The 22,666-nt window shown below is 66.4% G+C and carries 20 protein-coding genes; 15 read left to right on the top strand and 5 right to left on the bottom strand.

What is annotated here, in order from left to right; translation table 11 throughout:
- Nucleotides 1-54: 54 nt before the first annotated feature.
- The 5 genes from glyQ to ACAM52_RS29450 are packed head-to-tail and all read left to right on the top strand — an operon-like array spanning nucleotide 55 to nucleotide 5,508.
- Nucleotides 55-963, top strand: coding sequence for a glycine--tRNA ligase subunit alpha (gene glyQ, locus ACAM52_RS29470; protein WP_369645321.1), 909 nt, complete (start codon nucleotides 55-57; stop codon nucleotides 961-963).
- Between the two features lie 15 nt (nucleotides 964-978).
- The gene (gene glyS, locus ACAM52_RS29465; protein WP_095947895.1) at nucleotides 979-3,114 is read left to right on the top strand and encodes a glycine--tRNA ligase subunit beta; all 2,136 of its coding nucleotides are present in this window, start codon (nucleotides 979-981) and stop codon (nucleotides 3,112-3,114) included.
- A gap of 37 nt (nucleotides 3,115-3,151) precedes the next feature.
- On the top strand, nucleotides 3,152-3,730 hold the full coding sequence (gmhB, locus tag ACAM52_RS29460; RefSeq protein ID WP_070062939.1) for a D-glycero-beta-D-manno-heptose 1,7-bisphosphate 7-phosphatase: 579 nt from the start codon (nucleotides 3,152-3,154) through the stop codon (nucleotides 3,728-3,730).
- Nucleotides 3,730-4,509 (top strand): 1-acyl-sn-glycerol-3-phosphate acyltransferase, encoded by a 780-nt coding sequence (locus tag ACAM52_RS29455; RefSeq protein WP_095746939.1) that lies wholly within the window; start codon nucleotides 3,730-3,732, stop codon nucleotides 4,507-4,509. Before gmhB ends, ACAM52_RS29455 begins: the two co-directional genes overlap by 1 nt.
- Before the next feature lie 27 nt (nucleotides 4,510-4,536).
- Entirely contained in the window at nucleotides 4,537-5,508 is a 972-nt protein-coding gene (locus ACAM52_RS29450) for a M48 family metallopeptidase (RefSeq protein WP_307638745.1), read from the top strand.
- Nucleotides 5,509-6,197: 689 nt separating this feature from the next.
- Here the strand turns inward: ACAM52_RS29450 and ACAM52_RS29445 are convergent.
- The 4 genes from ACAM52_RS29445 to ACAM52_RS29430 all read right to left on the bottom strand — a co-directional run bounded on the left by ACAM52_RS29445 (nucleotide 6,198) and on the right by ACAM52_RS29430 (nucleotide 10,474).
- A complete protein-coding gene (locus ACAM52_RS29445; protein ID WP_062478757.1) occupies nucleotides 6,198-6,968 on the bottom strand; it encodes an SDR family oxidoreductase in 771 nt (256 codons plus the stop codon).
- Between the two features lie 88 nt (nucleotides 6,969-7,056).
- Complete coding sequence (locus ACAM52_RS29440; protein WP_369645320.1) at nucleotides 7,057-7,986, bottom strand: pseudouridine synthase; 930 nt, start codon at nucleotides 7,984-7,986, stop codon at nucleotides 7,057-7,059.
- Entirely contained in the window at nucleotides 7,983-9,302 is a 1,320-nt protein-coding gene (locus tag ACAM52_RS29435; RefSeq protein ID WP_369645319.1) for a leucine-rich repeat-containing protein kinase family protein, read from the bottom strand. Before ACAM52_RS29435 ends, ACAM52_RS29440 begins: the two co-directional genes overlap by 4 nt.
- Before the next feature lie 113 nt (nucleotides 9,303-9,415).
- Nucleotides 9,416-10,474, bottom strand: a complete 1,059-nt coding sequence (locus ACAM52_RS29430) for an MBL fold metallo-hydrolase (RefSeq protein WP_369645318.1) — start codon at nucleotides 10,472-10,474, stop codon at nucleotides 9,416-9,418.
- A 94-nt stretch (nucleotides 10,475-10,568) separates the two neighbouring features.
- On the opposite strand from ACAM52_RS29430, the gene ACAM52_RS29425 reads away from it, so the two are divergent.
- The 9 genes from ACAM52_RS29425 to ACAM52_RS29385 all read left to right on the top strand — a co-directional run bounded on the left by ACAM52_RS29425 (nucleotide 10,569) and on the right by ACAM52_RS29385 (nucleotide 21,360).
- The gene (locus ACAM52_RS29425; protein WP_369645317.1) at nucleotides 10,569-11,012 is read left to right on the top strand and encodes a MerR family DNA-binding transcriptional regulator; all 444 of its coding nucleotides are present in this window, start codon (nucleotides 10,569-10,571) and stop codon (nucleotides 11,010-11,012) included.
- A gap of 12 nt (nucleotides 11,013-11,024) precedes the next feature.
- Nucleotides 11,025-11,759, top strand: coding sequence for a carbonate dehydratase (can, locus tag ACAM52_RS29420; RefSeq protein WP_095947900.1), 735 nt, complete (start codon nucleotides 11,025-11,027; stop codon nucleotides 11,757-11,759).
- Nucleotides 11,760-11,793: 34 nt separating this feature from the next.
- Entirely contained in the window at nucleotides 11,794-13,614 is a 1,821-nt protein-coding gene (gene aceK, locus ACAM52_RS29415) for a bifunctional isocitrate dehydrogenase kinase/phosphatase (RefSeq protein ID WP_369645316.1), read from the top strand.
- Nucleotides 13,615-13,676: 62 nt separating this feature from the next.
- Complete coding sequence (locus tag ACAM52_RS29410) at nucleotides 13,677-14,861, top strand: acetyl-CoA C-acyltransferase (protein WP_369645315.1); 1,185 nt, start codon at nucleotides 13,677-13,679, stop codon at nucleotides 14,859-14,861.
- A 91-nt stretch (nucleotides 14,862-14,952) separates the two neighbouring features.
- A complete protein-coding gene (locus ACAM52_RS29405) occupies nucleotides 14,953-16,200 on the top strand; it encodes a glutamate carboxypeptidase (RefSeq protein WP_095947901.1) in 1,248 nt (415 codons plus the stop codon).
- A gap of 40 nt (nucleotides 16,201-16,240) precedes the next feature.
- Complete coding sequence (locus ACAM52_RS29400) at nucleotides 16,241-17,371, top strand: acyl-CoA dehydrogenase family protein (RefSeq protein WP_369645314.1); 1,131 nt, start codon at nucleotides 16,241-16,243, stop codon at nucleotides 17,369-17,371.
- A gap of 4 nt (nucleotides 17,372-17,375) precedes the next feature.
- Nucleotides 17,376-18,212, top strand: a complete 837-nt coding sequence (locus ACAM52_RS29395) for a metallophosphoesterase (RefSeq protein ID WP_354348249.1) — start codon at nucleotides 17,376-17,378, stop codon at nucleotides 18,210-18,212.
- A 361-nt stretch (nucleotides 18,213-18,573) separates the two neighbouring features.
- Nucleotides 18,574-18,855, top strand: coding sequence for a hypothetical protein (locus ACAM52_RS29390; RefSeq protein WP_354348248.1), 282 nt, complete (start codon nucleotides 18,574-18,576; stop codon nucleotides 18,853-18,855).
- 300 nt (nucleotides 18,856-19,155) lie between these two features.
- Nucleotides 19,156-21,360, top strand: coding sequence for a hypothetical protein (locus ACAM52_RS29385; RefSeq protein ID WP_369645313.1), 2,205 nt, complete (start codon nucleotides 19,156-19,158; stop codon nucleotides 21,358-21,360).
- Nucleotides 21,361-21,555: 195 nt separating this feature from the next.
- Here the strand turns inward: ACAM52_RS29385 and ACAM52_RS29380 are convergent, their stop codons facing one another.
- Nucleotides 21,556-22,011, bottom strand: a complete 456-nt coding sequence (locus ACAM52_RS29380) for a nuclear transport factor 2 family protein (RefSeq protein WP_354348246.1) — start codon at nucleotides 22,009-22,011, stop codon at nucleotides 21,556-21,558.
- Between the two features lie 196 nt (nucleotides 22,012-22,207).
- Between ACAM52_RS29380 and ACAM52_RS29375 the strand changes: the two genes are divergently transcribed.
- Nucleotides 22,208-22,639, top strand: coding sequence for a YchJ family protein (locus ACAM52_RS29375; RefSeq protein ID WP_369645312.1), 432 nt, complete (start codon nucleotides 22,208-22,210; stop codon nucleotides 22,637-22,639).
- Nucleotides 22,640-22,666 lie beyond the last annotated feature (27 nt).

Raw genomic sequence — 22,666 nt, 5'->3', positions numbered from 1 at the left:
CTGTGCCGCGCCACCGTCCCGTCCAATGTCCGGCCCCCGACGCCGGCCAGCTTCATGTTGACCTTCCAGCAAATCATTCTCAAACTGCAGTCGTACTGGGCCAACAAGGGCTGTGCGCTGCTGCAACCGTACGACATGGAAGTGGGCGCGGGCACCTCGCACACCGCCACCTTCCTGCGCGCGCTCGGCCCCGAGCCCTGGAAGGCCGCCTACGTGCAGCCCAGCCGCCGCCCCAAGGACGGCCGCTACGGCGAGAACCCCAACCGCCTGCAGCACTACTACCAGTACCAGGTCGTGCTCAAGCCCGCGCCCAGCAACATCCTCGAGCTCTACCTCGGCAGCCTCGAGGCCCTGGGCTTCGACCTGAAGAAGAACGACATCCGCTTCGTCGAAGACGACTGGGAGAACCCCACGCTCGGCGCCTGGGGCCTGGGCTGGGAGGTCTGGCTCAACGGCATGGAAGTGACGCAGTTCACCTACTTCCAGCAGGTCGGCGGCATCGACTGCAAGCCCATCACCGGCGAGATCACCTACGGCCTGGAGCGCCTGGCCATGTACCTGCAAGGCGTGGACAACGTCTACAACCTCACGTGGACCGACGGCCTGAGCTACGGCGACGTCTACAAGCAGAACGAGGTCGAGCAGTCGACCTACAACTTCGAGCACAGCGACGCCGAGTTCCTCTTCACCGCCTTCGCCGCGCACGAAAAGCAGGCCAAGCACCTCATGACCGAGCAGCTCGCGCTGCCGGCCTACGAGCAGGTGCTCAAGGCTGCGCACAGTTTCAACCTGCTGGACGCGCGCGGCGCGATCAGCGTGACCGAGCGCGCGGCCTACATCGGCCGCATCCGCAACCTCGCGCGCAGCGTGGCGCAGAGCTACTACGACAGCCGCGAGCGCCTGGGCTTCCCGATGGCCCCGCGCGAGTGGGTGGCGCAGATGCCCCCGAAGAAAGCCGCCTGAGCGATGACGACCCCCATGAACAACAAGAACTCCCTGCTGGTTGAACTGTTTGTCGAAGAGCTGCCGCCCAAGGCGCTGAAGAAGCTCGGCGAGGCGTTCGCCGGCGTGCTGCGCGACCAGCTCGTGGCCCAAGGCCTGGCCGAGGCCGGCTCGGTGCTCACGCCCTACGCGTCGCCGCGCCGCCTGGCCGCCCACCTCACGCACGTGGCCGAGCGCGCCGCCGACAAGGCCGTGTCGCAAAAGCTCATGCCCGTGGCCGTGGGGCTCGACGCTTCGGGCCAGCCCACGCCCGCGCTGCTCAAGCGCCTGGCCGCGCTCGGCGCCGACGCCTCGGCTGTGCCGGGCCTCAAGCGCGCCATGGACGGCAAGGCCGAAGCCCTGTTCTACGAAAGCACCGCCAAGGGCGCCACGCTGGCCGAAGGCCTGCAAAAAGCCTTGGCCGAAGCCATCGCCAAGCTGCCGATCCCCAAGGTCATGAGCTACCAGCTCGAAAGCGGCTGCGAATTGCCAGGCTGGAGCAGCGTGAGCTTCGTGCGCCCCGCGCACGGCCTCGTGGCGCTGCATGCCGACACCGTGGTGCCCATCGAGGCGCTGGGCCTGAAGGCCGGCCGCGAAACGCACGGCCACCGCTTCGAGGCGGCGGTCGACCCCGTGGTGCTGCGCGATGCCAACAGCTACGCCCTGCAGCTGCAGGACGACGGCGCCGTCATCGCCAGCTTTGAAGCGCGTCGCGCCGAAATCGCACGCCAGCTCGCGGCCGCTGCCGTGACGGTGGGCGGCGGCTCGGTGCCGATCCACGACGATGCGCTGCTCGACGAAGTCACGGCACTGGTCGAGCGCCCCAACGTGCTGGTCTGCAGCTTCGAGCGCGAGTTCCTCGAAGTGCCGCAGGAGTGCCTCATCCTCACGATGAAGGCCAACCAGAAGTACTTCCCGCTGCTCGACGCGCAAGCCAAGCTCACCAACAAGTTCCTCGTCGTCAGCAACATCAGCCCCGACGACGCGAGCGCCGTGACCGGCGGCAACGAGCGCGTCGTGCGCCCGCGCCTGGCCGACGCCAAGTTCTTCTTCGACCAGGACCGCAAGAAATCGCTGGCCTCGCGCGTCGAGTCGCTGGGCAAGGTGGTCTATCACAACAAGCTCGGCACGCAGGGCGAACGCGTGCAGCGCGTGATGCACATCGCGCGCGGCATTGCCGAAAAGCTCGGCGACGCCACGCTGGCTGCGCAGGCGACCCAGGCCGCCCAACTGGCCAAGGCCGACCTCGTGACCGACATGGTCGGCGAGTTCCCCGAGCTGCAGGGCACGATGGGCCGCTACTACGCGCTGCACGACGGCCTCGACGCCGCCGTGGCCGACGCCATCGAAGACCACTACAAGCCACGCTTCGCCGGCGACGAGCTGCCGCGCAACAGCGTGGGCCTCGTGGTGGCGCTGGCCGACAAGCTCGAGACGCTGGTCGGCATGTTCGGCATCGGCAACCTGCCCACCGGCGACCGCGACCCGTTCGCGCTGCGCCGCCACGCGCTGGGCGTGATCCGCATGCTGATCGAGAAAGACCTCGCGCTGGGGCTCGACGCCCTGCTGCAGGATGCCGCCGCGCAGTTCAGCGCCATCGATGGCTTCGACAGCAGCAAGGCCACGGTCGAGCTGCGCGATTTCATTCTCGACCGCCTCGCCGGCAGCTTGCGCGAGCAGGGCGCGAGCGCGCAGGAAGTCGATGCCGTGCTGGCGCCGCTGCCGCAGCGCCTGGGCGAAGTGCCCAAGCTGCTGGCGGCCGTGCGCGCCTTTGCCGCACTGCCCGCCGCCGCCGCGCTGGCCGCCGCCAACAAGCGCATCGGCAACATCCTGAAGAAGGCGCCCGAGGCCGACGCGCACGTGAGCGAACTGCTGCTGCAGGAGCCGGCCGAGAAGGCGCTGCACGCCGCCATGGCGCAGGTCGTGCCCGCTGCCAACGCCCAGTTCGATGCGGGCGACTACACCGGCTCGCTGCAGACGCTGGCCGCGCTGCGCGAACCGGTCGATGCGTTCTTCACGGACGTGATGGTGAATGCCGAGCAGGCCGACCTGCGGCTGAACCGCCTGGGCCTGCTGATGTCGCTGCACAGCGCGATGAACCGCGTGGCGCAGCTCGAGCGGCTGGCTGTCTGACCCCGTGCCCCATCCCTCCACCAGGAGCGGTTCCGCCATGAAGCTCGTCATCCTCGACCGCAACGGCACGATCAACGTGCACCGCGAAGATTTCGTCAAGAGCGACATCGAGTGGACGCCGCTGCCCGGTGCGCTCGAGGCCGTGGCGCGCCTGAACCATGCGGGCTGGCATGTGGTGGTCGCGTCGAACCAGTCGGGCCTGGGCCGCGGGCTGTTCGACATGGCCTCGCTCAACGCCATGCACGCCAAGATGCACAAGATGCTCGCGGCCGTGGGCGGCAAGGTGGATGCGGTGTTCTATTGCCCGCACAGCCCCGACGAAGGCTGCGACTGCCGCAAGCCCAAGGAGGGGCTGTTCCTGCAGATCGGCGACCGCTTCGGCATCGACCTGAAGGGCGTGCCCACCGCGGGCGACAGCCTGCGCGATCTGCAGGCCGGCGCTGCTGCCGGCTGCGAACCGCACCTCCTGCTCACGGGCATGGGCGCGGCGTGCCGCGGGGTCCACCCGCTGCCTCCCGAATATCCGGCGGACACGAGGGTGCATGAAGACCTCGCCGCCTTTGTCGACTTTCTGCTCGCGCGCGAAGCGCGGGCTGCACTGCAGGTGGCTGTCTGATGGCGTTTATCCGTTCCGTTCTCCACGCCCTGTGGATGCTTGTCACCGTGGTGCCCTGGGGCATCATCATGTGCGTCAGCTCGCTCTGGAAGCGCGGCATTCCGCTGTACTGGATGGCCGAGCAATGGCTCAGCTGGGCCATCGGTGGCGCGCGCGTGCTGCTGGGCATCAAGACCCGCGTGACCGGCATGGAAAACCTGCCGACCGACCAACTCGCCGGCGCGGTGCTGCTGGTGAAGCACCAGTCCACGCTCGAGACTTTCCTCATGCCCACGCTGATGCCGCATCCGCTGGCCTTCGTCTTCAAGAAGGAACTGATCTACGTGCCGTTCTTCGGCTGGGCGATGGCGCGGCTGGACATGATCCACATCGACCGGAGCCAGCGCGCGCAGGCGTTCAACAAGGTGGTGAATCAGGGCCGCAAGCTGCTCGCGCAGGGCATCTGGATCATCATGTTCCCCGAAGGCACGCGCATTCCGCGTGGCCAGAAGGGCACCTACAAGAGCGGCGGCACGCGCCTGGCCTGCGAGACCGGCGTGCCCGTGATCCCGATCGCAGTCACCTCGGCCAAGGTCTGGCCGCGCAAGGCCTTCATCAAGCGCCCCGGCGTGGTCGACGTGTCGATCGGCCCGGCGATCTCGAGCGTGGGCCGCAAGCCCGATGAGCTGATGCGCGAAGTCGAAGCCTGGATCGAGGCCGAGATGCGCCGCCTCGACCCCGAGGCTTACAGCGACACCCCGGCGCAGCCGCAGCAGACGTTGCCGCGCGAAGCGGGCTGACGCGCCACCCTCAGACCCGGGCCCGACATGCGGGGAATGCTGCAGTTCACGATGGACCTCTTCGAGGGGCTGGGGAGCACGCCGGCGCCTGCTGCTGCGCCGCCGCGGCGGCCGCGGAAGAAGGCGCCTGCGCCTGTGCCACCTGCTGCTCCCGCGCCGGTGGTGGCTGTCGCGCCTTCACCTGTCGGACCCGTTGATCCGCGTCCTGCGGTGCCGTTGGCTGACACGCTGACGCTGGCGAATTTCACACATCCGCAGGCCACGCGTGAAGTGGTTCTGGGGTCGGCGCGGGTGGCCTACGAGTTCAAGCGGGGGCAGCGCAAGACCATCGGTTTTCTGGTTGGTGCCGAAGGACTGTCGGTGCGGGCGCCGCGGTGGGTCACGCTGCGCGATGTCGATGCGGCGGTGCGTGAGAAGGCCGACTGGATTTTGCGCAAGCTGGCGGAGACGCAGCAACGCAATGCACGTGTTGAGGCGACGCGGATTGCTTGGGAAGATGGGGCGGAGTTTCCTTTTCTTGGCGAACTGGTGGTGATCCGGCTCGATCCGAAGCACGGGTTTGCCAGTGTGGGCGGGACGCTCGATCCTGCTGTCGAAGGCGGTGGGCCGCGGACGCTGCGGCTGGCTGTGGCGCAGAACGCTGCGCCTTCGCAGATTCGGGATGCGGCGCAGGCCTGGTTGATGCGGCAGGCGCGCAAGCTGTTCATCGAGCGGCTGGATCACTTTGCGCCGCTGCTGGGGGTGTCATGGCAAAAGCTGTCGCTGTCCAACGCTGCTACGCGGTGGGGGAGTGCGAGTGCGGATGGGTCGATTCGGCTGAACTGGCGGTTGATTCACTTTCGCCTGCCGGTGATCGACTACGTTGTTGCGCATGAGTTGGCGCATCTGCGGGTGATGGATCACTCGCATCGGTTTTGGGAGACCGTTGAAAGCGTGGTGCCTGACTATGGGGTGCTGAGGCAGCAGTTGAAGGATGAGGCTGTGCCTCGGTGGGGCTGACTGTGTTCCTTTGCTTCCCGGGGCCGGGTCTCGCCCCGGCGGGCGACTCACTTTCTTTTGCTTCGCCAAAAGAAAGTAAGCAAAGAAAAGGCGACCCCACTGTCTGCGACCCTTCGCTTTGCTACGGGCAACCTGCGGTGCTCGCGTTTCGCGGGGTCTCGCAGAACTCGCTTCGCTCAAACAGCTGCGAGCCCTGATCCGCGAAACGCTGCGCTCCTCGGCGCAGCCAGAGGGGAGGGGGAATGCGGGCCGTCGCTTCGCTCGGCCCGGGAATATCCAACAGCCGAATCCCGTGCCCGTGCCCGTGCTGGTGCTGGTGCTGGTGCTCGCAAGCACATCTGCATTCGCGCCTGCGTTCGCGTTCCAACTAACGCCGCTACCAATCCCAGCCGCAGCAGGCGCAAAGCGCCTGCTGCGGCCCACTGGCCGAGCGAAGCGATGGCCCGTTGGTATCCCAACCCCTTCTGTATGCGCCGAGGAGCGCAGCGTTTCGCGGATCAGGGCTCGCCCTTGTTTGAGCGAAGCGAGTTTGGGCGAGACCCCGCGAAACGCGAGCACCGCAGGTTGCCCGAAGCGAAGCGTAGGGACGCAGACAGCAGGGTCGCCTTTCTTTTGCCTACGTTTCTTTGGCGAAGCAAAGAAAAGTAGGTCGGCCGCCGGGCCGAGACCCGGCCCCGGAACCCAAAAACCTAGCGAGCGTGCGTAACCCCGCCGTCCACCACCAACGTAGACCCCATCACATAGTCCCCAGCCCGCGAAGCAAGGTAGATAGCGGCACCAGCCATATCTTCAGGAGTACCAATGCGCCCAGCAGGAATCCGTCCCTTGACCTCATCCCCATGATCCCGCGCATCCTTGTTCATATCCGAAGCAAACGCCCCAGGAGCAATCGCACTCACCACGATCCGGTCCTGCGCCAACCGCAGCGCCATCCGCCGCGTCAGCTGAATCAACCCAGCCTTGCTCGCCGCATACGAGTAAGTCTCTTGAGGATTCACAGAAATCCCGTCAATAGAAGCAATGTTGATCACCTTCGACAGATGATCCGTAGCCGCCTTCTTGAGCATCGGCGTCAACGCCTTGGTCAAAAAGAACGGCGTCTTCAAGTTCAGGTCGACGACCTTGTCCCACCCGCTCTCCGGAAACTCTTCATAAGGCGCCCCCCAGGCAGCCCCAGCGTTGTTGACCAGGATGTCCAGCGACCCTTCATGCTTCGCATAAGCATCGACCAGCGCCTGAGCCCCTTCCACAGTAGAAACATCCGCCGGCAGCGACACGCAATGCCCAAACGCCGACAGCTCCTTCGCCGTCTGATCGCAAGCCGCAGCCTTGCGCGCCGAGATGTACACGCGCGCGCCCTGCGCCAGAAAGCCCTCGGCAATCATGCGGCCGATGCCGCGCGAGCCGCCGGTGATCAAGGCGCTGCGGCCCTTCAGCGAGAAGAGTTGGGTGGTGTCCATGTGCGTTTGTCTCCTGAGTGGTGGAAGAGAGGAAGTTCAATTCCCGTCAGGAGAAAGCTTAGTCCGCGACGCGCCCGCGCCGCGTCACCTAGGCGGCAGCAGGAGCAGAAGGCAGCGCCAGCCGGCGAGGGCTCTCGAAGGTGCGCAAGGCGCCATTCAGCGGGTCGATAAACGACAGCGACCGCGCCAGCAGCTGCAGCGGCCTGTCGAAGTCGTCGTTCCCCGCAGGCTGCAGCGTGGGATAGAACGGATCGTTCACGATCGGCAAACCCAGCGCCTGGCAGTGCACCCGCAGCTGGTGCTTGCGGCCGGTGACGGGCGAGAGTTCCAGCAGCGCATGGCCATCGCGCGCCTCCCGCAGCACGATGCGGGTCTCGGAGTTCGGCTCGCCGGGCGCTTCGCGCATGCGCATGAAGTGGTCGTCGTCCACCAGCCGGCTGCGGTACACGGCGGGCACCGACGACACGCCCTCGTGCCACGGCACGACGGCCTCGTAGTGCTTGTCGATGCGCCGCTCGGGAAACATCGCCTGGTAGGCGCCGCGCGTCTCGCGGCGCACCGAGAACAGCACCAGCCCCGAGGTGTTGCGGTCGATCCGGTGCAGCGGCACGAGGTCGTCCAGCCCGAGCTTGCGCTTCAGGCGCACCAGCAGGCTCTGCTGCACGTACTTGCCGGTGGGCGTGACAGGCACGAAGGGCGGCTTGTCGACCACCACGAGGTCGTCGTCCTGGTGTAGCACCAGTTCTTCGAAAGGGATGGGCGTCTCGGCGTCGAGCGCGCGGTAGTAGTACACGCGCAGCGGCGATTCGTAGCGCCGCGTGGCGGTGACGGGCACGCCGTGCTCGTCGCACACGTCGTTCGCTTCAATGCGCGACAACCAGGCCTCGCGCGAGATGGCGGGAAAGCGCTCGACGAGAAACTCGGCGATGGTGGACCACGGCCCGTGCGACAGCGCCACGCAGCTCGGGCTCACGCCGTCGCGCGTGGGCATGGGGACGACGAAGCGGGGGCGCGTCATGGCGCGGCGGTGTCCAGCACCGACAGCACCTCGGCGAACGACGGCCGCGCCGCCACCTCGGCTTGCAGGCAGCGCGCCGCGAGCGTGGTCAGGGGCGAAGAAGAAGCCGCATCGTCGCAGCGCTCCGCCAGCTCTTCGAGCAGGCAGCCGAAGGCGCGCATTTCTACGCCCTGCAGGGCCTTCGCCAGGTCCGGGTCGAGCGCGCCGGTCATCCAGCCCGCGCCGAAATCGCCGAGCCGCCCGCCGTCCTGCGCGTGCCACAGGATGTTGTGGGCGTACAGGTCGCCATGCAGCAGGCCGCGCGCATGCAGGTGCGTCATGGCCGACGCGATGTCGCGCGCGATGCGCAGCGCGGTGTCGGTCGTCCAGCGCGCGTCGTCGGCGTAGACGTCGCGGGTGCACGAGGCCAGGCTCGGTGGGCCGGCCAGGGTGCGGAACGAGGGCGGCACCAGCGCCATCACCAGGCCTTCGGTGCCGTCGGGGTGGCCGTCGATGCGGCCTTGCGCGGCGATCAGCGTCGGGTGCGCGCCGGCCGCGATGCAGGCCGCCATCTCGCTGTGCGGCCAGCCGTCGCTGGTGACGGCGCCCTTGAACAGCTTCACCGCCACGGGCAGCTCGGCGCCATCGGCCGTGGCTAGCGTGGCGCGGTGGATCACGCCCGAGGCGCCTTCGCCGAGCTTCGGGCCGAGCGTGAGGTCGCGCCAGTCGACGTGCGGCACGGTGGGCGCGTCGATGGCGGCGTCTTCGGTCGGCGCATCGAACGGGTTGCCCGCGCAGGCCAGCCAGGCCAGGCGCGGCAGGGTGGGCAGCCACTCGGGCAGCGCCTCGAAACGGTTGGCCGACAGGCGCAGCAGCTCGAGTTGCCGGCAGCGGGCCACCGACGGCGGCAGGGCGCGCAGGCGGTTGCCGGCCAGCATCAGCTTCTGCATGCGGGTGCAGTCGCCGAGGGTGTCGGGCAATTCTTCGAGCGCGTTGTCGGTCAGGATCAGCCAGCGCAGCGAGGGCGGCAGCGCCTCGGCGGGCACGTGGGCGATGCGGTTGGCCTTGAAGCCCACGATGTCGAGCTGGCGGCACTGGCCGATGGAGGCCGGCAGTTCGGTGAAGCGGTTCTCGGAGCAGAACAGCACGCGCAGCTTGTGCAGCCGGCCGAGGTCGTCCGGCAGCGCACTGAGCGCATTGCCCGTGAGGTTCAGCGTTTCGAGGGTGTCGGCGAGCGCAAAAATCTCGCGCGGGAACTCGGTGAGTCCGCACGAGAGGTCCAGTCGTCGTGCGCCAGCCAGCCGGCCGGCGCGCAGCTCAGCCAGCGTGTTCGACATTGTCATTCCCAGAGTCTATGCGGCCGCCGCCGGGCCGCCCCAAGGCGAGCCGCGCCTCCCCCTCGGGGGGTGGAGTTACACGCAGCGAAGCGAAGTGAAAAGCCGGGGGGGCCTCAGGCTGCGCCGAAGCGGTAGATGCCGTCGGCATCGAGCGTGCGCTTCACCTGCCCCGAGAACCACAGCAGGTGCAGGTGGGCCACGGTCTCGCCCATGGCGAAGGTGATCTGGTGCAGGTCGAGCTCGCGCTTGAACAGGATCGGCAGGCCCTCCGACGCCGTGATCGGCCGCGCGAGGCAGGCTTCGAGCAGCTCGGCCAGGCGGTCGCGGTGGTGCTCCTGCAGCTGGTCGACGCGGCGGTGGATGCCGGTGAAGGGCTTGCCGTGCGAGGGCAGGCCCAGCGTGTCGGCCGGCAGGGCCTTGAACTTGTCGATGCTGTCCAGGAACAGGCGCAGCGAATTGGCCTCGGGCTCGCCGGCGTGCACGCTCACGTTGGTCGAGATGCGCGGCAGCATCATGTCGCCGCCCAGCAGCAGCTTCGGCTCGGCGCAGTACAGCGCGATGTGCTCGGGCGCATGGCCGTAGCCGCTGATGCAGCGCCAGTCGCGTCCGCCGATGCGGACGATGTCGCCGTCCATCATGCGCACGTAGCGGGCGGGCACGCTGGGCACCATGTTCGTGTAGTAGCTGGTGCGCGCGCGGATCTTGGCGATCGACTCGGGGTTGGTCAGCCCGTGCGAGGCGAAGAAGTCGGCCGCCGCGTCGCCGCCCGCGAGCGTGTCGCCGGCGCTGCACAGCACGCGTGCCACGTGGTAGTCGGTGGCGCTGATCCACAGCGGCACGTTCCAGCGCTGGCACAACCAGTCGGCCAGGCCGATGTGGTCGGGGTGCATGTGGGTCACGATCACACGCAGGATCGGCAGGCCCTGCAGCTGCGTCTCGAAAATCTGCTCCCACTGCGCGCGGGCCTCGTCGTGCGCGATGCAGCAGTCGACCACCGTCCAGCCCTCGACGCCGTCGATCGTGTCGCGCAGCAGCCAGAGGTTGATGTGGTCCAGCGCAAAGGGCAGTCGCATGCGGATCCAGCGCACGCCGGGCGCGACTTCCAGTGCTTCGCCGGCGGCGGGCAGGGTGTCGCCCAGGGGGTAGTGGAGTTCGCGTTCGAGGAGGTTCATGTATGATTGACGTTTACGTAAACGTCATGGGTTGAGGCAACATTGTAGAGAATGCGCCGCCAACCTGCTGTCGCCCCCGCAACCCTTGCCGCCCATGCCCGCGCAGACCTTCACCATCAGCCAGCTCGCCAAGGAGTTCGACCTCACGACGCGCGCCATCCGCTTCTATGAAGACATGGGCCTGCTGTCGCCGGAGCGGGCCGGCCTGCAGCGCGTGTACAGCGCGCGCGACCGGGCGCGGCTCACGCTCACGCTGCGCGCCAAGCGCCTGGGCCTGACGCTGGTCGAGGCGAAAGACATCCTCGACATGTACGACAGCCCGCGCGACACCGTGCCGCAGCTGGAAAAATTCCTGGGCGTGCTCGGCGCCCACCGCGCGCAGCTCGAGGCGCAGATGGCCGAACTGCAGGCCAACCTCGCCGAAGTGCGCGAGCACGAGAAAAAAGGCCGCGCCACGCTGGTCAAGGCCCAGAAGGCCGCCAAGGCCGTCCAGGACGCCCGAGGTGGCGAGAACACGCCCGACACGACGACTCACTGACAATAGACCACCATGCCCTCCGACAACCTCGACGACCTCTTTGCCCACAACCGTGCCTGGTCCGCCCAGATGGAGCGTGACCGGCCCGGCTTCTTCACCGGCCTTGTCAAGCAGCAGACGCCGCGCTACATGTGGATCGGCTGTTCCGACAGCCGCGTGCCCGCCAACCAGATCACCGGCCTGGAGCCGGGCGAAGTGTTCGTGCACCGCAATGTCGCCAACATCGTGGTGCACTCCGACCTCAACGCGCTCTCGGCGATCCAGTTCGCGGTCGAGCACCTGAAGGTTGAGCACATCATGGTCGTCGGCCACTACGGCTGCGCCGGCGTGAAAGCTGCGCTCAGCGGCAAGCGCATCGGCCTGGCCGACAACTGGATCCGCCACATCCAGGACGTGCGCGACCGCCACAGCGTGATGCTCGACAGCCTGCCCGAAGACGTGCGCGTCGACGCGCTGTGCGAGCTCAACGTGGCCGAGCAGGTGGTCAACGTGGCCGTTAGCACCGTCATGGTCGATGCCTGGGCGCGCGGCCAGAAGGTGCGCATCCACGGCTGGACCTTCGGCGTGCACGACGGCCTGCTGCAAGACCTCGGCCTGAGTGTCGAGGGCGACAAGCCGCTCGACGCCATTTACAAGGCCGCCGTGCAGCGCATCCGCTACAAGTGGAGCAAGCCGGCAGGCGTTTCGCCGTCGGCGCAGGCGGGTGCCGACGGTACCGAAGGCACCGAGACGCCGCCAGCCGCCTGAGTTCGCTGCCGCTGCCACCGTCGGTACTGCCGCCATGTTCCCGCAGCGCCTCGATTCGCCGCTGGCCTACGACATCGCGAAGGCGATGATCGACGGGTTCAACCGGCATTACCGGCTGTTCCGGGCCGAATCGGCGCGCGCCAAGCACCGCTTCGAAACCGCCGACTGGCATGGCCAGCAGCGGGCGCAGCGCGAGCGCATCGAGTTCTACGACCTGCGCGTGAACGAGGCCGTGGCCCGGCTCGAAAAAGAGTTCAAGGCCGGCGACCAGCCCATGGAGGTCTGGCACCAGGTGAAGCTGCACTTCATCGGCCTGCTGGTGAACCATCACCAGCCCGAGCTGGCCGAGAGTTTCTTCAACTCGGTCACCACGAAGATCCTGCACCGGGCCTACTTCCAGAACGACTTCATCTTCGTGCGACCGGCCATCAGCACCGAGTACATCGAGCCGCGCGGCGCACCCACCTACCGGCCGTACTACCCCTCGCAGGCCACGCTGCCCGACATCATTGAGCAGATGCTCGACGACTTCGCGTTGCAGGGCAGCTACGCCAACAAGCGGCGCGACGCCGAGCGCGTGGCGCACGTCATCCTGAACCGCTTCCACCAGGTCAAGCTGCGCGCCAACTTCCAGCTGCAGGTGCTGTCGGGCCTGTTCTACCGGAACAAGGGCGCCTACGTGGTCGGCAAGATCATGAACGGCTTCACCGAGATCCCGTTCTCGCTGCCCATCCTGCACGACACCCACGGCAAGTTCTACATCGACGCGGCGCTGTTCGGCGAGGACGACCTGCAGATGCTGTTCAGCTTTGCACGCGCCTACTTCATGGTCGACATGGAGGTGCCCTCGGCCTGGGTGCAGTTCCTGCGCTCGCTCATGCCGCGCAAGCCGCGCGCCGAGATCTACAACGCGCTCGGCCTGGCCAAGCAGGGCAAGACGCTGTTCTACCGCGACTTCCTCTCGCACCTGAACTACTCGAGCGACCGCTTTCGCATCGCGCCCGGCATCAAGGGCATGGTCATGCTGGTGTTCGACCTGCCCTCGTTCCCTTTCGTGTTCAAGGTCATCAAGGACTTCTATCCGCCGCAGAAGGACACCACGCGCGAGCAGATCAAGGGCAAGTACATGCTCGTGAAGCAGCACGACCGCGTGGGCCGCATGGCCGACACGCTCGAGTACAGCAACGTGGGCTTTCCGCTCGATCGCTTCGAGCCCGAGCTCATCGAAGAGATTCGCAAGTTCGCGCCCAGCCAGCTCGAGATCGGCGACCGCGACGGCAACGGGGAGATGGAGGTCGTGCTCAAGCACGTCTACATCGAGCGCCGCATGATCCCGCTGAACATCTACCTGCAGGAAGCCTTCGACGCGCTGGCCCATCCCGAGAGCCCGGCCCAGGCCCGGCGCGCCAAGGACCAGCTGGAGCACGCGGTCATCGAGTACGGCAATGCCATCAAGGACATGGTGGCCGCCAACATCTTCCCCGGCGACATGCTGTGGAAGAACTTCGGCGTCACGCGCGGCGGCAAGGTCGTGTTCTACGACTACGACGAAATCGAATACGTCACCGACTGCAAGTTCCGCAAGGTGCCCACGCCGCGCAACGAGGAAGACGAGATGAGCGGCGAGGTCTGGTATTCGGTCGGCCCGAAGGACGTGTTCCCCGAGACCTTCGAGCCCTTTCTGCTGGGCAACAAGGACGTGCGCGCCGCCTTCATGGCGCACCACGCCGACCTGCTCGACGCCGCCTTCTGGCAGCACCACAAGGAACGCATCCAGGCCGGCCAGATGCTCGATGTGTTCCCGTACGAAGAGTCGCAACGCTTCCAGCACGAAGGCCACGCGACGCATTTCTGACCGCCCGTTTCCGTTTTCGTTTTGTCTTTGATTTCACTTTCACATTCCTGAAGGAGACCTCCATGTCCGAATCCATCGTCATCGTCGGCGCCGCCCGCACCCCCATGGGCGGCTTCCAGGGCGACTTTTCGTCCCTCTCCGCGCACGACCTGGGCGGCGCGGCCATCAAGGCGGCCGTCGAGCGCGCCGGCATCGCGCCCGAGAGCGTGGGTGAAGTGCTGTTCGGCAACTGCCTCATGGCCGGCCAGGGCCAGGCCCCGGCGCGCCAGGCGGCCTACAAGGGCGGCCTGCCCGACAGCGCGGGCGCCGTCACGCTCAGCAAGATGTGCGGCTCGGCCATGAAGGCCGCGATGCTCGCGCACGACCTGTTGCTGGCCGGCACGCACGACGTCATCGTGGCAGGCGGCATGGAAAGCATGACCAACGCGCCCTACCTCATGCTCAAGGGCCGCGGCGGCTACCGCATGGGCCACGACAAGATCTATGACCACATGATGCTCGACGGCCTCGAAGACGCCTACCAGCCGGGCCGCTCCATGGGCACCTTCGGCGAAGACTGCGCCGCCAAGTACAACTTCACGCGCGAGCAGCAGGACGCCTTTGCCATCGCCAGCGTGCAGCGCTCCAAGGCCGCCACCGAATCGGGCGCCTTCAAGGACGAGATCACGCCCGTCACCGTGAAGGGCCGCGGCGGCGACACCGTCATCTCCATCGACGAAGGCCCGGGCAAGGTCAAGCTCGACAAGATCCCCACGCTCAAGCCCGCGTTCAAGAAAGAAAACGGCACCATCACCGCCGCATCGAGCTCGTCCATCAACGACGGCGCCGCCGCGCTGGTCATGATGACCGAGTCGCACGCCAAGAAGATCGGCGCCAAGCCGCTGGCGCGCATCGTCGGCCATGCCACGCACGCGCAGCAGCCCGAGTGGTTCTCCACCGCGCCGGTCGGCGCCGTGCAGAAGCTCTTCGCCAAGACCGGATGGAGCGTGAAGGACGTCGACCTGTGGGAGGTGAACGAAGCCTTCGCCGTCGTGCCCATGGCCCTCATGCACGAGCTCGACGTGTCGCACGACATCGTCAACGTGAACGGCGGCGCCTGCGCGCTGGGCCACCCCATCGGCGCCAGCGGCGCGCGCATCATGGTCACGCTGCTGCACGCGCTGAAGGCGCGCGGCAAGAAGCGCGGCGTCGCCACGCTGTGCATCGGCGGCGGCGAAGGCACCGCCGTCGCGCTCGAATTGCTATAACGCCAGGAGCCGCCGGCGCCCGGGAGAGGGCGCCGGCCGGTTTTCCACCCCGGACAGTTCAAACAAAACCATGCGTAGAGCAGGAGATTTCATGCGCCCATCCATTCACCGTACCGCCGTTGCCGCCGTGCTCGCTACCGCCTTCGTGGCAGGTGGCGCCTGGGCCCAGAAGCGCGACAACGTGCTGTTCCAGGCCGCCACCGACGAGCAGCCGGCGGTGATCAAGACGCTCGAGAAGCTCGTCAACATCGAGACCGGCACCGGTGACGCCGAAGGCATGGCCGCCGCCGGCGCGTACCTCGAAGGCGAACTGAAGAACCTCGGCTTCACCGTCACACGCAGCAAGTCGGCCGGCCTCGTGGTCGGCGACAACATCGTCGGCAAGCTCAAGGGCCGCGGCGGCAAGAACCTGCTGCTCATGTCGCACATGGACACCGTCTACACCAAGGGCACGCTCGCCAAGGCGCCGTTCCGCATCGAAGGCGACAAGGCCTACGGCCCCGGCATCGCCGACGACAAGGGCGGCAACGCCGTCATCCTGCACACGCTCAAGCTGCTCAAGGACTACGGCGTGCGCGACTACGGCACCATCACCGTGCTGTTCAACACCGACGAAGAAAAAGGCTCCTTCGGCTCGCGCGACCTGATCCAGGAAGAAGCCAAGCTGGCCGACTACGTGCTCTCGTTCGAGCCCACCAGCGCCGGCGACGAAAAGATGTCGCTCGGCACCTCGGGCATCGCCTACGTGCAGGTCAACATCACCGGCAAGGCCTCGCACGCGGGCGCCGCGCCCGAGCTGGGCGTGAACGCGCTGGTCGAGGCTTCCGACCTCGTGCTGCGCACCATGAGCATCGACGACAAGTCGAAGAACCTGCGCTTCAACTGGACCATTGCCAAGGCCGGCAACGTGTCGAACATCATCCCGGCCAGCGCCACGCTGAACGCCGACGTGCGCTACGCACGCAACGAAGACTTCGACGCCGCCATGAAGACCCTCGAAGAGAAGGCACAGCAGAAGAAGCTGCCCGAGGCCGACGTCAAGGTGCTCGTCACGCGCGGCCGTCCGGCCTTCAACGCAGGCGAGGGCGGCAAGAAGCTGGTCGACAAGGCCGTGGTCTTCTACAAGGAGGCCGGCGGCACCGTGGGCGTCGAAGAGCGCACCGGCGGCGGCACCGACGCGGCCTACGCGGCGCTCTCGGGCAAGCCCGTGATCGAAAGCCTGGGCCTGCCCGGCTTCGGCTACCACAGCGACAAGGCCGAGTACGTCGACATCAGCGCGATTCCGCGCCGCCTGTACATGGCCGCGCGCCTGATCATGGACCTGGGCGCCGGCAAGTAAGCCTCGCACCCACCGACAAGAAAGAACTGGAGACAACGCCATGCTGCTCAGCGCAGACCAGGAAGCCATCCGCGACGCGGTGCGCGATTTTTCGCAAGCCGAGTTGTGGCCCAACGCCCCCAAGTGGGACCGCGATCACAGCTTTCCGAAGGAAGTGCACCAGGGCCTGGCCGCGCTGGGCGCCTACGGCATCTGCGTGCCCGAGGAGCATGGCGGCGCGGGCCTCGACTACCTCACGCTCGCACTCGTGCTTGAAGAAATCGCAGCCGGCGACGGCGGCACCAGCACCGCCATCAGCGTGACCAACTGCCCCGTCAACGCCATCCTCATGCGCTATGGCAACGCGCAGCAGAAGAAGAAGTGGCTCGAGCCGCTGGCCCAGGGCCAGATGCTCGGCGCCTTCTGCCTCACCGAGCCGCAGGCCGGCAGCGACGCCTCGAGCCTGCGCACCACCGCGCGCAAGGACGGCGACGGCTACGTGATCGACGGCGTCAAGCAGTTCATCACCAGCGGCAAGAACGGCCAGGTTGCCATCGTCATCGCCGTGACCGACAAGGGCGCCGGCAAGCGCGGCATGAGCGCGTTCATCGTGCCCACCGACGCGCCCGGCTACAACGTCGCGCGCCTGGAAGACAAGCTCGGCCAGCACAGCAGCGACACCGCGCAGATCAACTTCGACAGCTGCCGCATCCCGGCCGAGAACCTCATCGGCGCCGAAGGCGAGGGCTACAAGATCGCGCTCGGCGCACTCGAAGGCGGGCGCATCGGCATCGCCGCGCAGAGCGTGGGCATGGCCCGCAGCGCCTTCGACGTGGCCGTGACCTACGCCAAGGAGCGCCAAGCCTTCGGCGGCGCCATCTTCGACCAGCAGGCCGTGGGCTTTCGCCTCGCCGATTGCGCCACGCAGATCGAAGCCGCACGCCAGCTCATCTGGCACGCCGCCAGCCTGCGCGACGCCGGCCGCCCCTGCCTGAAAGAAGCCGCCATGGCCAAGCTCTTCGCCAGCGAAATGGCCGAGCGGGTGTGCAGCGCCGCCATCCAGACCCTGGGCGGCTACGGCTACGTGAACGACTTTCCGCTCGAGCGCATCTACCGCGACGTGCGCGTGTGCCAGATCTACGAAGGCACGTCGGACATCCAGAAGTTGCTGATTCAACGCGCGCTCGCGTGATCGCGTGAGCCGGCGCCGCGGCCGACCCTGGGGCTCGATCGCTGCGGCACTCGTGCTCGCGGCGCTGGCCGCCTGGAGCGTCGTCATCGAGCCGCGCTGGGTGGCCGCGCGTGTCGAGCCCTTGGGCTCGGCGCAGTGGCAACCCCCGGCCGGCCTGAAGGTCGCCGTGGCCAGCGACTGGCACCTCAGCACGCGCTCGCTGTGGCGCGTGACCAGCGCCGACCGCGCCGCGGCCATCGTCGACCAGATCAACGCGGCGCAGCCCGACGTGATCCTGTTGCCCGGCGACTTTCTTGCCGGGTCCGGCGACGACGAAGACCTTTCCATCGAAACCATGGCCGCGGTGCTCGGCCGCCTGAAAGCGCCGCAGGGCGTGTACGCGGTGCTCGGCAACCACGACTGGTGGCACGACGGCGAACGCACCGCCAAGGCCTTGTCCGCGCAGGGCATCCGCGTGCTGGAGAACACTTCGGCGCGCCTGCCCGGGCACGAACTCTGGGTGGTCGGCATCGGCGACGACTCCACCGGCCACTCGCAGCCCGACAAGGCCCTGGCCGGCGTGCCACCCGGCGCCGCCACGCTGGTCATGATGCACGACCCCTTCAGCTTCGCCGGCATGCCGCGCACGCAGGGGCTCGTGGTGGCGGGGCACACGCACGGCGGGCAGATCAGCGTGCCGGGCTACGGCGCACTGGTGGTGCCTGGGCGTGCGCCGCGTGAATGGGCCTACGGCTGGGTTGCGCACGGGGACAACAAGCGCATGTACGTGACCAGCGGGCTTGGCGTGAGCATCCTGCCGGTGCGGTTCAACATGCGGCCTGAGTGGGTGATGTTTCGGTAGGGTGGTGCCAATCGCTGGAGCTTGACGAGGCTCTTCGAGACCGCTTACATTGCCTTCGCCTCGTGATGAGCGGGGCCGGGTTTAGCAGCCCGCTGACATCCTGCGACGAAAGCCGCAGTTACCGCACAGGGTCTGCGGCTTTTTCGTTCGTGCTCCTTTTTAGGCGGCTCGAATGGGAGGGCTCGCGCCCTGCCGGTTTCCGCAAGGATGTCCCGGTCTGCTAACCCGTTCGAGCCGCCGCCCTCGTTTAGCAGCGGGTGCGTCGGTTGTTGCAAATCGACATCCTTGGAGGCCTATGGCCACTGCTCCAAATGCGGGCACCGACGCCGGTTGCCCTTGCGCGTCTCAACGACCCACTGCCTTGTTCAAGCCCTTTGAATGGGTTGAAGGCGAAGGGCTCTCTCCTTCACTGCAAGGCCATGCTGCTTTCCTCAACGATGCGCGTGATTTAGTGCAGGGCGCTCAGACGTTGGTACAGCTGCTGGGCTGGGATGAGGATCGACGCGACGTCGCTACTTCTGATGCAGACGCCGCGCCGCTTTTCGATGCATGTCAGCGCAGTTCGCTGCAGCGGTTTCTTGCGGTTTCGCTGGGGCTTCTGCATGCGCGGATTGAAATGCAGTGCGAGGCGTTGGACGAATAGCAGAACGCTTGTATGCCGCTTTTTCGCCTTGATCCAAGGCCGACTGCATGTTGCTCAAAGACCAAGCTTCGCAATCCCTCATCAAGGGGCCGCTCAGGCGGTCGCCTTGATTTGAATCTCGCCCAAGTCAAGTACGCCGTAGTTTGGATATGAGCCGAATGACGCGAGGGCGCCACGACTTCAAATTTCTCTGCCTCGCCCGCAAAACGCGTCTGTAATATCTCGCGACCTAATACTGTACTAAGACACATGAACCGTGGCCGGCTGACCCCATCTGCGCTTTCTCGCGCGACCTTCGCATTGAGCATCGGCCTTGCTGCTGTCCTGACCGCCTGCGGCGGTGGTGGCGGTGGTGGTAGCGGTAGCGGTTTTCCCCTTGTGGGACTCCCTGTCGCCCCAGCACCGGCTCCGGCGCCGCCCGCGCCTTCTCCTCCGGCACCTGCGCCGTCGTACTCGATAAGCGGCAAAGCCTCCGGGCTCAAGGCTCCGCTGAATCTGCGCCTCAATGGTGCTGATGAGTTCACGGTCAAGGCCGATGGCGCGTTCACGGCCCCTGTGTCTATTGCCGCAAACAACCCGTACGAAATTACTGTCGCTGCTCAGCCGGTAGGTTCGCAATGCGCGGTCATCAATGGCTCAGGCACGATCACTGCGCCGGTGACCAACGTTCAGGTGGTCTGCTCTGCGTTGGCCTATGCAGTCGGCGGCAACGTCACCGGCCTGACGGGTAACTTGGTGTTGCAAAGCGGTGGCCAACCCGACCTGACGGTCAATGCAAACGGGCCGTTTGTGTTCCGTGATCCCTTCCCGCATGGGGCGGCTTACGCCGTGAGCGTCAAGACCATGCCCGCGGGGCAGACCTGCGTTGTCTCGAATGGAACAGGAACCGTTGCCGGAGTCGTTTCATCGATTGTGGCCACCTGCAGCGATATTCCTCCTGTACCTGTGCCGGCGACGCCCGATCAACTCAGCTATACGGCTTCGGTGAAGGCCTATAACTTCACGTGGACTGCCGTACCGGGAGCGACGTACTACCGCATCAGCTTGGATTCCACGGGGACGAGCACTTTCGATCTGATTGCAGACAACATCAAGGCGACGGCCTTTTCGCTGCAGAACATCGAGCTAACGAACCCCCCTCGCGCCGAGCGGTATGGGCTCCAGGCCTGCAATGAAAGTGGATGCAGTGCCTATTCGCATACGCTTGCGGTCCCCTCCGTACAAGAAGCCATCGGGTACTTCAAGCCTTCGTCCGGCGCTGCCGGACACATGGAGTTCGGCCGGGCGATGGCCGTGTCCCGCGATGGAAACTGGATGGTGGTGGGGGCGGCAGGGACGGGCGCTGGTTTCGTCGAGCTTTACTCGCGCCGCAGTGGCCAGTGGGCTTTCGAGACGCGCCTCACGGCTTCCAATGCCGACACGGGCGATGCTTTTGGCACGTCTGTGGCGATCTCGGAGGACGGCAGCGCCGTTCTCGTTGGGGCGACTGGCGAGTCGAGTTCGGCCGTGAATGTCGGCGGCAACAAGTTCGACAACGTGATAGCCGGGGCCGGAGCTGCATATGTCTTCGAACGCTCGGGATCCACTTGGACTGAAGCCGCCTATCTGAAGTCCGGATTCGCATTGATGAACGAAAACTTCGGCTTGAACGTTGCGCTCTCGGCGGACGGATCGATCGCGTGGGTTTCCGGAAACGGCCTTGCACTGCAGGGCTATCAGAAGAGTGCAGGCGCGTGGAGTCGTTTTAACTCCGGCAGCTATGCGACATCGGGCGCGGCTCGCTCGTTGGCCGTGTCGGCCGATGGACTCACCCTTGTCGTAGGTCTGCCCAACGACCCTAGTGCGCTCAACAACTCGCCCAATGACTCCACGGCGCCCGGCGCTGGCGCTGTGCTCGTCATGAAGTGGACCATCCCGACGATCACTGCGATGTACTACCTGAAGGCGGCAACCCCGGAAGCCGGTGCGAATTTTGGCGCTTCCGTCGCCGTGTCCGCCGATGGGCGAGTTGTCGCGGCTGGCTCACCACTCAAGACGGTGACGGGGCTTGCAAAGGCGGGTGCTGTCACCTTGTTCACGTTCAGTGGAGTTGACTATTCGAGGGGCCCGGACGTCAACATGACCACGCCAGCCGGCGGACCAGTTGCGGGCGTGGACTTTGGGCGCTCCGTTTCGTTGTCCTCTGACGGCATGGTCTTGGCGGTGGGGGCCCCGCTGATGAGCGCCCTCGGCACGGGCATCAATCCCCTCCTGCAGTTCGGGGCACCTGCCTATTCAGGCGTTGCCTTCCTGTTCGCGAACAAGAGTGGGACCTGGACTCCGACCGCATGGGTGACCACTGCGCCCATGCGCACGGACGCGCACCTTGGACAAGCCGTTTCTCTTTCTGGGAACGGCAAGACATTGGGTGTCGGTGCGCCTGGCGAGCAGAGCCTAGGAAACGGGATTGGAGGCGACGAATCCAAGGGCTCGGACATCGGCGTTGGAGCGGCATTCCTGTTCTAAGGCGGTGCTCTCGGCGCATGGTGCGGACGGCCTGCGCTTTGGAGCCGTCCTCGCTTTCAGCGTCGCGCCGTGCGTGTGCTGACAAGTCATGGCCCTGGCAGGCTTGACTTGCGCATGGGCGGGGCTCTGCCAGGGTTGCTGCGCGGACCGAAGAAGTCCATCGAAATACCAGCATGGCAGTTCCTCGGCCGTCTCTTACCCAATGCCATGCTGCCGTAGCGCCTCAGCTTCATCGCCAGTGATCCACCCGAACACCTTCGCGCTGGCGCCTTCAAGCCGCACCAGATAGACATTGGTGAAGTCGATCACCTTCTGCGCGCCATCGAACTTGTAGATCGCTCGCCACTCCACGCGGGCGAGCCCGTGGAGTTCGTCGATCGCCGAGACGTCGAGCTTGCGCACGTTCATCCGTTGCACGCCAGTCTCGCGGTAGTGCTTGAAACCCTGCGCGGACACTTTCCTGAGGTCGTCGTCGTTCTTGCCCGCGAAGACACCGGCGGGCGAGGCCGCAATGAAAGCCTCCGCGTACAGCGCAGCGACGGCTTCCAGGTCGGCTTCACCCGTCAGTCCCGCATTGAATTCGCGCTCATAGCGGTCGAACAGCTCTCGCGCCGCCGATTGAATCGGGTTGGGTGAGGTTTCGTTCGCCATGGCGATGCACTCCTTTGCGATATCAACGCGCTTTCTACTCCCGACTCGCTCTCTGCGGCAACGTGTGGGTGGGCGTCCAGCGCCTGCAGACCCATGCGAGCCCAAGCTCGTCCTCAAGTCAGCCGGGCATGCCCTGAAGCCTCCCCACACCCCACCTTCAACCCCCGCCGCGCCAAGTGTTCCAATAGAGCCCTTCATGAGCGCCACCGACCCCACTCCCGGCCCCTGCCCCTGCGGCCGCACCGACCGTCGCGACAAGCCCATCGGCTACGCCCTGTGCTGTGGGCGCTACCTCGACGATTTCGAGAACACGCCGGCGCCCGACGCCGAATCGCTGATGCGTTCGCGCTATTCGGCCTTCGTGCTGGGCCGCGCCGACTACCTGCTCGCCACCTGGCACGCATCGAAGCGACCGGCTTCGGTCGAGTTCGAGCCGGGCGTCAAATGGCTGGGGCTGGACATCCGCTCGCGCTCGGTGCTCGATGCCGACCACGCCGAGGTCGAGTTCGTCGCCCGCCAGCGCGGCGCGACGGGCGTGGCGTTCCGCCTGCACGAGCGCAGCCGCTTCGTGCGCGAGGACGAGCGCTGGTATTACGTCGACGGAGACCTGCACCAGCCCCCGGGTTGACGGCGGCGGGCTTCGGCCCGCACAATC

Origin of the sequence: Variovorax sp. V118 (genome assembly GCF_041154445.1) — a bacterium.
Classification (GTDB): domain Bacteria; phylum Pseudomonadota; class Gammaproteobacteria; order Burkholderiales; family Burkholderiaceae_C; genus Variovorax; species Variovorax boronicumulans.
The sequence above is the reverse complement of the archived record's forward strand: the minus strand, read 5'-3'. Positions and strand labels throughout refer to the sequence as shown.

What these genes read in the sequence shown, in the direction of transcription:
- ACAM52_RS29405 (WP_095947901.1), top strand. Translation starts at nt 14,953, where the DNA reads ATGCGCCCATCCATTCACCGTACCGCCGTTGCCGCCGTGCTCGCTACC.
- ACAM52_RS29400 (WP_369645314.1), top strand. Translation starts at nt 16,241, where the DNA reads ATGCTGCTCAGCGCAGACCAGGAAGCCATCCGCGACGCGGTGCGCGAT.
- ACAM52_RS29410 (WP_369645315.1), top strand. Translation starts at nt 13,677, where the DNA reads ATGTCCGAATCCATCGTCATCGTCGGCGCCGCCCGCACCCCCATGGGC.
- ACAM52_RS29445 (WP_062478757.1), bottom strand. Translation starts at nt 6,968, where the DNA reads ATGGACACCACCCAACTCTTCTCGCTGAAGGGCCGCAGCGCCTTGATC.
- gmhB (WP_070062939.1), top strand. Translation starts at nt 3,152, where the DNA reads ATGAAGCTCGTCATCCTCGACCGCAACGGCACGATCAACGTGCACCGC.
- ACAM52_RS29440 (WP_369645320.1), bottom strand. Translation starts at nt 7,986, where the DNA reads ATGACGCGCCCCCGCTTCGTCGTCCCCATGCCCACGCGCGACGGCGTG.
- ACAM52_RS29380 (WP_354348246.1), bottom strand. Translation starts at nt 22,011, where the DNA reads ATGGCGAACGAAACCTCACCCAACCCGATTCAATCGGCGGCGCGAGAG.
- ACAM52_RS29455 (WP_095746939.1), top strand. Translation starts at nt 3,730, where the DNA reads ATGGCGTTTATCCGTTCCGTTCTCCACGCCCTGTGGATGCTTGTCACC.
- ACAM52_RS29375 (WP_369645312.1), top strand. Translation starts at nt 22,208, where the DNA reads ATGAGCGCCACCGACCCCACTCCCGGCCCCTGCCCCTGCGGCCGCACC.
- ACAM52_RS29435 (WP_369645319.1), bottom strand. Translation starts at nt 9,302, where the DNA reads ATGTCGAACACGCTGGCTGAGCTGCGCGCCGGCCGGCTGGCTGGCGCA.
- aceK (WP_369645316.1), top strand. Translation starts at nt 11,794, where the DNA reads ATGTTCCCGCAGCGCCTCGATTCGCCGCTGGCCTACGACATCGCGAAG.
- glyQ (WP_369645321.1), top strand. Translation starts at nt 55, where the DNA reads ATGTTGACCTTCCAGCAAATCATTCTCAAACTGCAGTCGTACTGGGCC.
- ACAM52_RS29450 (WP_307638745.1), top strand. Translation starts at nt 4,537, where the DNA reads ATGCGGGGAATGCTGCAGTTCACGATGGACCTCTTCGAGGGGCTGGGG.
- can (WP_095947900.1), top strand. Translation starts at nt 11,025, where the DNA reads ATGCCCTCCGACAACCTCGACGACCTCTTTGCCCACAACCGTGCCTGG.
- ACAM52_RS29430 (WP_369645318.1), bottom strand. Translation starts at nt 10,474, where the DNA reads ATGAACCTCCTCGAACGCGAACTCCACTACCCCCTGGGCGACACCCTG.
- ACAM52_RS29425 (WP_369645317.1), top strand. Translation starts at nt 10,569, where the DNA reads ATGCCCGCGCAGACCTTCACCATCAGCCAGCTCGCCAAGGAGTTCGAC.
- glyS (WP_095947895.1), top strand. Translation starts at nt 979, where the DNA reads ATGAACAACAAGAACTCCCTGCTGGTTGAACTGTTTGTCGAAGAGCTG.